The sequence below is a fragment of the Brachybacterium sp. HMSC06H03 genome (assembly GCF_001807385.1).
GTDB classification, from domain to species: Bacteria; Actinomycetota; Actinomycetes; order Actinomycetales; family Dermabacteraceae; genus Brachybacterium; species Brachybacterium conglomeratum.
The window spans coordinates 1-8,721 of record NZ_KV788776.1; the positions used below are offsets into that span (position 1 = coordinate 1).

Consider the following 8,721-nt stretch of genomic DNA (forward strand, 5'->3'; position numbering starts at 1 on the left):
GATCACGGGGCCACCGCGCTACACCACTATGCGGGACTCAACTCCGCGCGCCGCCCCACACCGTGAGACTCTCTACCTAGTTGCCGTCCCGTGCGGGGACGCTCGATTGGAGAGGTATCACCGTGGAGCTTGCAGTTGGAGTGGTCGGGATCGTCGTCGCAGTTGTTGCCGTCGGTGTCGCCGTGTGGCAGGGGCGGATGTCGAAGGAGCAGCTCGACCTAGCTCGCGACTCGGAGGGTCGGACGCAAAGCGCTCTCGATGAGATCCGCCGCTTATCTCAGGAGAATCGCGATCTTGCGGCGGGTGTGAAGAGCGACATTGACACCAGGATCAACAAGTTCCTCGATCAGCAACTAGCAAGGCTGGAACAAGAAACAGTGTCGAAGGCTCGCGATGACCAGATGTCCAGTGCTATGACCGAGAAAATCATGGGGCAGATGTTCTCGGGCTTGGGCTTCAATCTTCCCAGCGACGATGAGGGGTCGAGTGACTAGGCCACCGGCGATGATCGCGTTCTCGACGGTGAGCCGCACGACGGAGGCCGGGATCAGCGTTCCAGCTCGGTGAGGCATGCTCGGCGCTGAGGGCAGACTCGTGAGAACTTTCCCTACTCCTTCAAGCGGCGGCTTCGCCGCCTTGTGGCCTTCGTGTCCTCGCTTCGCTCCGGGCCTCAGGCCACGAGATGTCACCCGCAGGGTCGTCCGATCTTCGTAAGATGCCGGGTTGCCCCTACTAGCAGGATCCACTGATGCTCAAAGCAATGCGATGAGCTCGGCTTGATGCTTGAGTGCAGAATCCAAGGCCCGGCAAGTGCTCACCCAGTGGGTAGCCCATTTGCGATCCGTTGGGTTTTCGCTCTCGGCGCGACCCTTTAGTGCGTTGGCTACAGAAGACTTTGCGCTATCCTTTAGCCGGAATCGCATCAAAACCCCGGATGAGTCTTCCTGATAATCAGTAAATTGATTGGGGTGATCGTCTCGCAACTCGGATATCCACAAGTCTGGAAACAGTCCCTCAATAGCGAATCCTGCTCGCCCGTAAACATACTCACGGTTGGCGTTGAATGGAATGCCCATATTGTTGAAGTACGAACTCAGCCCGCTTACGGCCTTCATTCCCGCATCGTCGCCATCGAACAGGCTGACGGTCGGCTGCTCCTTGCGCAGGATTTCATAGTTCGATCGCAAGAACCCCGCAAGCTCAGATGCGCCACCCCTATCGCTAATCGTCGCTGCGCGGAGTTCGGGCCATTCACAATCGGTCCAGTCCGCGGAAATCAAAAGGAACCAGCGCAGGTGCTGAGAGTCCGATTGGCCTTCAGTGAGCACGGTGGAAGTCCCGAGAGAGAAGTAGTCGGCAAATCTTAGTCCGAGCCCTTTTCGGAGTGCAACCGTCGCTTTTTCGTGCGACGCGAACGTGGAGATTTCCGTGTAGCCTTCCGGGTCCAGCTGTGTGCTAACCACACGTTTGGGGTCATGTGGGACGAACGCCATTGAGTGGCTACTCATTGCGACCGTGGCATCTGTTCCCAGCTTTTCCAGAAGCCCTGTAGCGCTATGAGAAAGCTCCGGATGGAGGAATGATTCGGGCTCTTCGGTAAGCCAGATCGAGTTCTTATTCTGTGCGAATTTGCGTTCAGTGACCCAATGTAGGGCAGCCATGAAGGCCAAGCTTTGAGTTCCTTGGCCTTTTCTGGAAAGTTGAGTCCGGTACGGATCGCTGAGGTAGAAGTCAAATCCACTAAGCATGCTCTCGATCGAGCCCCCTTGGAACCCGAACGATGCGGAAAGACCATCGACTCCGCTGTCGATCAAAGCCTGATCGATATTGAACGAAATTCCGTCTAGCTCTCGCTGTATCTCGGTGATATGGGGAGAAAGGACATCAACCACGACTGATCGAATAAAGGGCGCGAGAATCTCATCGACCAGCTCTTTCATGCTTTTTTCTCAAGGGATGAAGTGACAGGCGAATTCGCTAAGAAGGCCGACTACCGTCTGTTTCTGCACTCGACTAATTGTAGCCTGATTGCCACTGTCGCCCGGGCGCTTTTGGTTTGGGAAGAACGTATAAGCTGGGTTTCCTGAGCCCGAGAATGTAAGGTAAAGAGCGACCGTGCTGCCGGAGCGTTGAAGGTCGTACATTGCATATAGGCGATCAAGGTCGCGATAGAAGTCCGAATCCACCCCTTCGTCATCCCCATCGAAGTATCCAACTATGCTTGTTCGAGCACCCTTGCCGTGCGGAGAGTCTTCGGCAATGGTGTAATTGTAGATATTTTCATGGCCAGTGAAGAGTATTTGTATGGCCTGCAAAAGGTTTGTCTTGCCACTATTGTTTGGGCCAATGATTGTGAGGGTGTCACTCAAATCGAGTTGCTGCTCCCTTGGTCCCGCTGTTCGAAAATTCTTGACCCGTACCCCAGTAAGTCTCATAGGGCGAGTGTATCTACGCGGTCGCACAGTCGGCGCCTCGTCACGCGAACCGGTGGGGTGAGGGGTCCTCTAGCTTGTCGTGCTCGGCCGGGTTGGAGCTTGCGAGGACTGGAGCAGGGGAGCGCTTCGAACGCTTGTCCTGGAACGCGATGGTCTTGGGTTGAGGCTCGGGTGCTTCGCGAAGCTAACTGTCTAGTACGCACGGTGTCGGTGCGCCCGTAGGGTTGCTGCTCCGATTGGCGCTAAGGCGCTGGGGACAGCAACGCTGACAGCAACGCGACTGCGTTGGTTCGCTTCGACCCAGCCGGGTGTGTGCTATGGCCTGCTAGAACATACTGTGCCAGCCATGCCTTGTCGGACTTTTAATCCGCGGGTCGAGGGTTCGATCCCCTCCGGGCCCACCCTGGTCGAAGCCTGTCGTCGGCGACATGGCCGCGTCCTGTGGGGAGTCGACGGGAACTCGGTCGCACACCCGGCCCGTATGGCGGGGAGTGCCTGCCGGCTGCGTCCGCGGGACGAGCAGGGTGTACACGGTGCGAGAACCATGTCGGCGACCGATCGGTGTCGAAGCGCGGTCTCGCCTGCGCGAGTGCCCAGGCGGAGGCGCTGGTAGGCGCCGCTCTATTGACGGGTCCGGCATCCGGGGCAAGGAGCCGAGAGCCGCGTTCTCAGAGGTGGGCGGCAGCGGCCGGGCCGATGGGACCAGGGTCGATGACGACCAGGGAGGCGAGTTCGATGCGGTGGCGAGGTCGGGCCGTGTCGCTGCGGACGAGGTCAGTTCGCGGTAGCGGTGAGGTCGTTCAGGAGTGCACGGACGCGGGCGTCGATGTCGTCCCGCACCAGGCGCATGCGCTCCATCCCTTCGATGCCCCGCAGGGAGGGCTCATCGGTGTGCCAGGTGGTGACCGGCGCGGTCATCCCCTCAACGGGTTCGATGACGGCTTCGCCGCCGATGACGATCACGTGGTCGACGCTGCGCAGCAGCTCGGAGGTGACCGGCTGCGGGACGGCGGAGGACATGTCCGCGCCGACCTCGGCGATCGCCTCCGCGGACTGGGCATTGATGGCGGTGCCGGGGCGGGTGCCGGCGGAGTGCACCTCGACGGCATCTCCGGCGTGATGGCGCATGAGGGCGGCTGCCATCTGGGACTTGCCGCCGTTCTTCACGCACACGAACAGGACTGCGGGGCGTTTCGCGGTCATGGTGACTCGATCTCTCTGCTGGGTCATCGGGTGGGAACGGTCGCGTCGCCGGGGAAGAGCCGGCGGCCCATCGCGAGGGCGACATAGACGAGGGCGACGAGAACCGGGACCTCGATCAGGGGGCCGACGACACCGGCGAGGGCCTGGCCGGAGGTGACGCCGAAGGTGCCGATGGCGACGGCGATGGCGAGCTCGAAGTTGTTGCCCGAGGCGGTGAACGCGACGGTCGTGGACTTGGCGTAATTCAGGCCGATCGCCCGTCCGAGCAGGAAGGACCCCAGGAACATGACCACGAAGTAGACCAGCAGCGGCAGAGCGATGCGGGCCACGTCTCCCGGGGCGGAGAGGATCGCGTCGCCCTGGAGAGCGAACAGCAGCACGATGGTGAACAGCAGCCCGTACAGCGCCATGGGACCGATCTTCGGGAGGAACCGCTCCTCGTACCAGGTGCGACCCTTCGCCTTCTCCCCGAGGACGCGGGTCAGGAACCCGGCGACCAGGGGGATCCCGAGGAAGATCAGCACGCTGAGGACGATCGCGCCGATCGAGAACTCGGCCGACGTGGTCGCCAGCCCCAGCCACGACGGCAGCGCCTGGAGGTAGAACCAGCCCAGGGCTCCGAAGGCGATCACCTGGAAGACGGAGTTGATCGCGACCAGTACGGCGGCAGCTTCGCGGTCACCGCAGGCGAGGTCGTTCCAGATGAGCACCATCGCGATGCAGCGCGCGAGGCCCACGATGATCAGGCCGGTCCGGTACTCCGGCAGGTCGGCAAGGAAGATCCACGCGAGGCCGAACATGAGGGCCGGTCCGACGATCCAGTTCAGCACCAGCGAGGTCACCAGCAGGCGTCGGTCCGCGCCGATGCGCCGGGTCTCGTCGTAGCGGACCTTCGCCAGGACCGGGTACATCATCACCAGCAGCCCGATCGCGATGGGCAGGGACACAGACCCGATCTTCACCGCCTCCAGCGCGGTGTTCAGGCCGGGGACGAACCGCCCCAGCAGGAGCCCCACAGCCATGGCGGCCAGGATCCATACCGGGAGCCAGCGATCGAGGAAGGACATCTCCTTCATCACGCGCGGCTGCTCCACATCCTTGGTGGTCGTGCTCATCAGGCCCAGACACCTTCCATCGACGGTTATCGATGAGTACGCTATGTTCCACATCGATGACTGTCAATATAAGGTGAGGGCATGACCACGAGGACCGACGACACAGCCACCGGACTCGCGGCGAGGACCGACTCTGACGAGTGCTGCACGCTGTCCGCAGGTCCGGTCGACATCGTCGACGCCGAGCGGATCGCCTCCCTGCTGAAGGCGCTGTCCGACCCCACACGTCTCCGGCTCCTCTCCCACGTCGCCGCCCAGGGCTGTGAGTCGGTCTGCGCATGCGATCTCACCGAGCCGCTCGGCATCAGTCAGCCCACCGTCAGCCACCACATGAAGAAGCTCGTCGACGCCGGCCTGCTCACGCGCGAGCAGAAGGGCCGCTGGGCCCACTACTCCGTCGTCCCGTCAGCCTTTGCCGAACTCCGCGCGTTCCTCGACATCGCCTGAACCTCACCCCCGGTCGGGAGGCTCCCATGACCGCTCGCCCCAGCGTCTTGTTCGTCTGTGTCCACAACGCCGGTCGATCCCAGATGGCAGCCGGGTGGCTGAGGGAGCTCGCCGGGGACCGCATCGAGGTCCGCTCCGCCGGGTCTGCGCCCGCCGACTCGATCAACCCCGCAGCGGTGGAGGCCGTGGCGGAGGTCGGCATCGAGATCTCCCACCAGAAGCCGAAGATCCTCACCCCCGAATCCGTCCAGGCCTCCGATGTGGTCATCACCATGGGATGCGGCGACGCCTGCCCCTACTACGCCGGCAAGCGGTACGAGGACTGGAAACTCGAGGACCCAGCCGGCAAGGGCCTCGCGGAAGTCCGCTCGGTGCGCGACGAGATCCGCACCCGCATCGAGGAGCTCATCGGCAGCTTGCTGTCCCACGAGCCGCTCGACATTCCAGTCCAAGGTTGAGGAAAGCCGAGAGCACGTGCGACTAGGGCTTCTGGAGACACCATCCCCAAGGAACGGATGCCGACTCGTCTCGAACACCTCTTCACAGCAACGCTGACAGCGACGCGATAGTGTCCGTCGCGCTTCGGGTAGCAGTACGAGCCCTCTGACCTGCTTGTACACGCTCTGCGGCCGGTGCTCTGGCGGACTTTTAATCCGCGGGTCGAGGGTTCGATCCCCTCCGGGCCCACCGCAGGTCGGGTTGCGACATCGACGTGATGAGCGAACGCCGTCAGACCCGGCGGAGCCCCGTCTGCGCGCGACCCTCCCGTCGCCGGCGCCTCAGCTCCCGCGCCCAGCCCGGGTACCACGCCTCCGTCAGCGGGATCGCCGAGATCTGCGTGATGAGCAGTGCGAGGAAGAACGGGATCGAGAGCAGCGCCGCCGGGAGGCGGAGCGTCCCGTCGGCGACGGGGATCGCCGCCAGGGCGAAGCACAGGCAGAGGCCGGCGAGAGCAGGCCATCCCAGCACCGTCATCCGTTCCTGCGAGGTGCGCGGGAACATCCCGTCGCCCATCCATCGACGGGCCATCGCGCTGCGACCCAGCCTGCGCCGGATGACGTACACGCTGATCACCAGGGCGAGCAGCACCGCGGCGACGGCGAGCAGCAGGAAGGGCATCACCGCACAAGTCTCGCAGGCCGGTTCGAGCCGTCGCGACGCCCCACCCGCAGGGAGCCTGCGATGATGTCGAGATGGCCCGATTCCTCCAGCTCCCCGGCGCCTTCCGGCGGCGCCTCCTCCACCAGGATCGCTCGACGGGCCCCTGGCTGGACGCCGCCCCCGAGCAGGCCGCCCGCGTGCTGGAGCGCTGGGACCTCACGGCCGACGGGGACCTCTGGTGCGGAGGCACCAGCATTGTGCTTCCCGTGCGCACGGCCGACGGAGCACCGGCCGCGCTGAAGCTCGTGTCCCCGCTCGCGGACCCCGCACTCGAGATCTCCGCGCTCACGGCACTCGCCGGCCACGGCGTCGTCGACCTGCTGCGCGAGGACCGCGAGGAGCGGGCGCTGCTGCTCGAGCGAGTGCCCGGCCCGTCCCTGATGGAGCACCCCGCACCGCTCGCCGCCGCCCGGATCGCGGGCAAGGTCGGGGCCCGGATCGCCGAGGTGCCCGCCCCGCGGGACGCCCCTCGCCTCGCGGCGACCTCCCGCGCCTGGGCCGAGGCGTTCCAGGCCCAGCACGCCCGCGCGGTCGCCGACGGCCTGCCGATCCCGGCCGGGGCGGGGGAGCGGGCCGCCGAGATCATCGACGACCTCGCCGACGACGCCTCCCGTACCCTCACCCACGGCGATCTCAGCTTCGAGAACGTGATGTGCCGCGGCGACGGCAGCTGGGTCGCCATCGACCCGGCGCTGCTCAGCGGGCCGGTCGAGAACGAGGCCCACACCGTGGTGCGCAGCGTGCTCGCGCCCGTGCTGGAGGGGACCCGCCCGCGAGAAGCGATCCGCGACGTCGTCGAGGCGTTCTGCGAGGCGGCGGGCGCGGATGCGGACCGGGCCGAGGAGATCTCCTTCGCCCGCGCCGTCGCCTCCTGGTTCTGGGAGGCCCAGCACGCCGGCCGCACCGACGACATCGAGCGTCTGCAACGTCTGGTCGAGCTGACCGTCGCCTAGCCGAGGCATGACCGTGACGCCGTCGGCCGCGAGCCCTCCCGCGCGCGCGGGAAGTACCGCTGCCGGCGCGGGATGTCGATGGGGAGCTCTCCCCAAGCGCCCGGGGTTGTGACCTGGATCCCGTCGTGCCTAGGTTCGAGGTGCCGGCGCAGGGGGAAGGATCCGGCTCCGGCAGCGTCCGACGAACCCGAGATCCTCGAAGGGGACGAGACCGATGATCCTCCGCACCACTGCCCGCCGACTCGCCGGCGGGGCCGCCGCCTCGGCACTCGCCGTCGCAGGACTGGCCCTGGTCGCGCAGCCCGCGCAGGCCGCCGCGCCCGGCACCACCACCGACCAGCTCACCATCCGCTCCGGCACCAGCACGGGCAGCGACGCCCTCGGCACGATCCCCGCCGGCACCACCCTCGACCTCGAGTGCCAGACCGCGGGGGAGGCCGTGCAGGGCACCTACGCCAGCGAGTACTGGGCGAAGGTCAGCTACGACGGCGTGGACGGCTACGTCTCCCGCGCCTACGTCACCGTCCCCGACGCCGCCGGCCTCGGCGAGTGCGGGGGCGGGCAGCCCGCCCCCGAGGATCCGGGCCTGTCCGCCGACCGCCAGGAGGTGCTCGACCGCGGCCAGACCTGGGTGGACCGCAACGTGCCCTACTCCATGGAGGCGTACACGAACGGTCCCGACGGCCGTCAGTACCGCACCGACTGCTCCGGCTTCGTCTCGATGGCGTACGGCCTGGACACCAACTACTCCACGGTGACGCTCACCGAGCACTTCACCGAGATCCCGAAGGACGACCTGCAGCCGGGCGACATCATCGGCAATCTCGGCCCGGGCTCCGGCGGCGCGGCCGGTCATGTCGTCATCTTCACCGGCTGGACCGACGACTCCAAGACCTCCTTCACCGTCATCGAGCAGGCCGGCGGCGTCGGCGGCGTGGCGCGCACCCACACCTGGGGCACCGACTTCTGGAACCAGAACGCCTACCGATACAACGGCTTCTGAGCCCCACCCCTCCGGATAGGCTCGCGAGCGGGGGAGTGCAGCAGCACTCGCACGCACCACGCACGTGAGAGGGGCACGCATGTCGCAGCCGAACCAGCCCGACGACGGCCAGGGGAACGGGACCGGCCACGGACAGGGAGGCACGGGGCAGGACGGGGGAGCGTACGGCTACGGCGTGACCACGCCCGGAGCCGCACCGCCGCCCGGTCCTGCCCCGTCACCTGGTCCTGCTCCGTCGGCCGGTCCCTCCCCGTGGGCGGGGCAGGGGCCGACGGCGGGGACGGAGCCCTCGACGGCTCCGCCCTCCTCGCCCGGGCCTCCGCCGTGGAGCGGCTCCGCCCCGTCGGCCGCGCCCGGGCCGTGGGGATCCTCCGCGCCCTCCGCCCCGGGCCCGTCGTCCGGCC

Annotated in this window: 10 protein-coding genes and 2 tRNA genes; 7 read left to right on the forward strand and 5 right to left on the reverse strand. The window is 66.0% G+C overall.

Going from position 1 to position 8,721, the window contains the following annotated elements; genetic code table 11:
* The first annotated feature begins 122 nt into the window (after positions 1-122).
* Entirely contained in the window at positions 123-494 is a 372-nt protein-coding gene (locus HMPREF3159_RS08360; RefSeq protein ID WP_141748136.1) for a hypothetical protein, read from the forward strand.
* 258 nt (positions 495-752) lie between these two features.
* Here HMPREF3159_RS08360 and HMPREF3159_RS17070 read toward each other — a convergent pair whose 3' ends face one another.
* Positions 753-1,940: an ATP-dependent nuclease gene (locus HMPREF3159_RS17070; protein ID WP_141748137.1), complete on the reverse strand. Its 1,188-nt coding sequence runs from the start codon at positions 1,938-1,940 to the stop codon at positions 753-755.
* Between the two features lie 9 nt (positions 1,941-1,949).
* Positions 1,950-2,435: an AAA family ATPase gene (locus HMPREF3159_RS16685; protein WP_083305876.1), complete on the reverse strand. Its 486-nt coding sequence runs from the start codon at positions 2,433-2,435 to the stop codon at positions 1,950-1,952.
* 306 nt (positions 2,436-2,741) lie between these two features.
* On the opposite strand from HMPREF3159_RS16685, the gene HMPREF3159_RS17475 reads away from it, so the two are divergent.
* A tRNA-Ser gene (locus tag HMPREF3159_RS17475) sits at positions 2,742-2,836 on the forward strand.
* Positions 2,837-3,209: 373 nt separating this feature from the next.
* On the opposite strand, the gene HMPREF3159_RS08365 is transcribed toward HMPREF3159_RS17475, so the two are convergent.
* Together HMPREF3159_RS08365 and arsB are read right to left on the reverse strand one after the other, a co-directional pair.
* Positions 3,210-3,638: an arsenate-mycothiol transferase ArsC gene (locus HMPREF3159_RS08365; RefSeq protein ID WP_070500614.1), complete on the reverse strand. Its 429-nt coding sequence runs from the start codon at positions 3,636-3,638 to the stop codon at positions 3,210-3,212.
* Between the two features lie 23 nt (positions 3,639-3,661).
* Positions 3,662-4,753, reverse strand: coding sequence for an ACR3 family arsenite efflux transporter (gene arsB / locus HMPREF3159_RS08370; protein WP_070500615.1), 1,092 nt, complete (start codon positions 4,751-4,753; stop codon positions 3,662-3,664).
* 81 nt (positions 4,754-4,834) lie between these two features.
* Between arsB and HMPREF3159_RS08375 the strand changes: the two genes are divergently transcribed.
* The 3 genes from HMPREF3159_RS08375 to HMPREF3159_RS08385 all read left to right on the forward strand — a co-directional run bounded on the left by HMPREF3159_RS08375 (position 4,835) and on the right by HMPREF3159_RS08385 (position 5,887).
* Complete coding sequence (locus tag HMPREF3159_RS08375) at positions 4,835-5,200, forward strand: ArsR/SmtB family transcription factor (RefSeq protein WP_070500616.1); 366 nt, start codon at positions 4,835-4,837, stop codon at positions 5,198-5,200.
* A gap of 26 nt (positions 5,201-5,226) precedes the next feature.
* Positions 5,227-5,658, forward strand: coding sequence for an arsenate reductase ArsC (locus HMPREF3159_RS08380; protein WP_070500617.1), 432 nt, complete (start codon positions 5,227-5,229; stop codon positions 5,656-5,658).
* 161 nt (positions 5,659-5,819) lie between these two features.
* Positions 5,820-5,887 (forward strand) — tRNA-Lys (locus HMPREF3159_RS08385).
* Between the two features lie 42 nt (positions 5,888-5,929).
* Here the strand turns inward: HMPREF3159_RS08385 and HMPREF3159_RS08390 are convergent.
* Positions 5,930-6,322, reverse strand: coding sequence for a hypothetical protein (locus HMPREF3159_RS08390; RefSeq protein ID WP_141748138.1), 393 nt, complete (start codon positions 6,320-6,322; stop codon positions 5,930-5,932).
* 71 nt (positions 6,323-6,393) lie between these two features.
* On the opposite strand from HMPREF3159_RS08390, the gene HMPREF3159_RS08395 reads away from it, so the two are divergent.
* Positions 6,394-7,314 carry an aminoglycoside phosphotransferase family protein gene (locus HMPREF3159_RS08395; RefSeq protein WP_070500619.1) on the forward strand — a complete coding sequence of 307 codons (921 nt, stop codon included), beginning with the start codon at positions 6,394-6,396 and terminating at the stop codon, positions 7,312-7,314.
* Between the two features lie 214 nt (positions 7,315-7,528).
* Complete coding sequence (locus HMPREF3159_RS08400; protein ID WP_070500620.1) at positions 7,529-8,317, forward strand: SH3 domain-containing protein; 789 nt, start codon at positions 7,529-7,531, stop codon at positions 8,315-8,317.
* Positions 8,318-8,721: the final 404 nt, after the last annotated feature.

What these genes read in the sequence shown, in the direction of transcription:
- HMPREF3159_RS17070 (WP_141748137.1), bottom strand. Translation starts at nt 1,940, where the DNA reads ATGAAAGAGCTGGTCGATGAGATTCTCGCGCCCTTTATTCGATCAGTC.
- HMPREF3159_RS16685 (WP_083305876.1), bottom strand. Translation starts at nt 2,435, where the DNA reads ATGAGACTTACTGGGGTACGGGTCAAGAATTTTCGAACAGCGGGACCA.
- HMPREF3159_RS08365 (WP_070500614.1), bottom strand. Translation starts at nt 3,638, where the DNA reads ATGACCGCGAAACGCCCCGCAGTCCTGTTCGTGTGCGTGAAGAACGGC.
- arsB (WP_070500615.1), bottom strand. Translation starts at nt 4,753, where the DNA reads ATGAGCACGACCACCAAGGATGTGGAGCAGCCGCGCGTGATGAAGGAG.
- HMPREF3159_RS08375 (WP_070500616.1), top strand. Translation starts at nt 4,835, where the DNA reads ATGACCACGAGGACCGACGACACAGCCACCGGACTCGCGGCGAGGACC.
- HMPREF3159_RS08380 (WP_070500617.1), top strand. Translation starts at nt 5,227, where the DNA reads ATGACCGCTCGCCCCAGCGTCTTGTTCGTCTGTGTCCACAACGCCGGT.
- HMPREF3159_RS08395 (WP_070500619.1), top strand. Translation starts at nt 6,394, where the DNA reads ATGGCCCGATTCCTCCAGCTCCCCGGCGCCTTCCGGCGGCGCCTCCTC.
- HMPREF3159_RS08400 (WP_070500620.1), top strand. Translation starts at nt 7,529, where the DNA reads ATGATCCTCCGCACCACTGCCCGCCGACTCGCCGGCGGGGCCGCCGCC.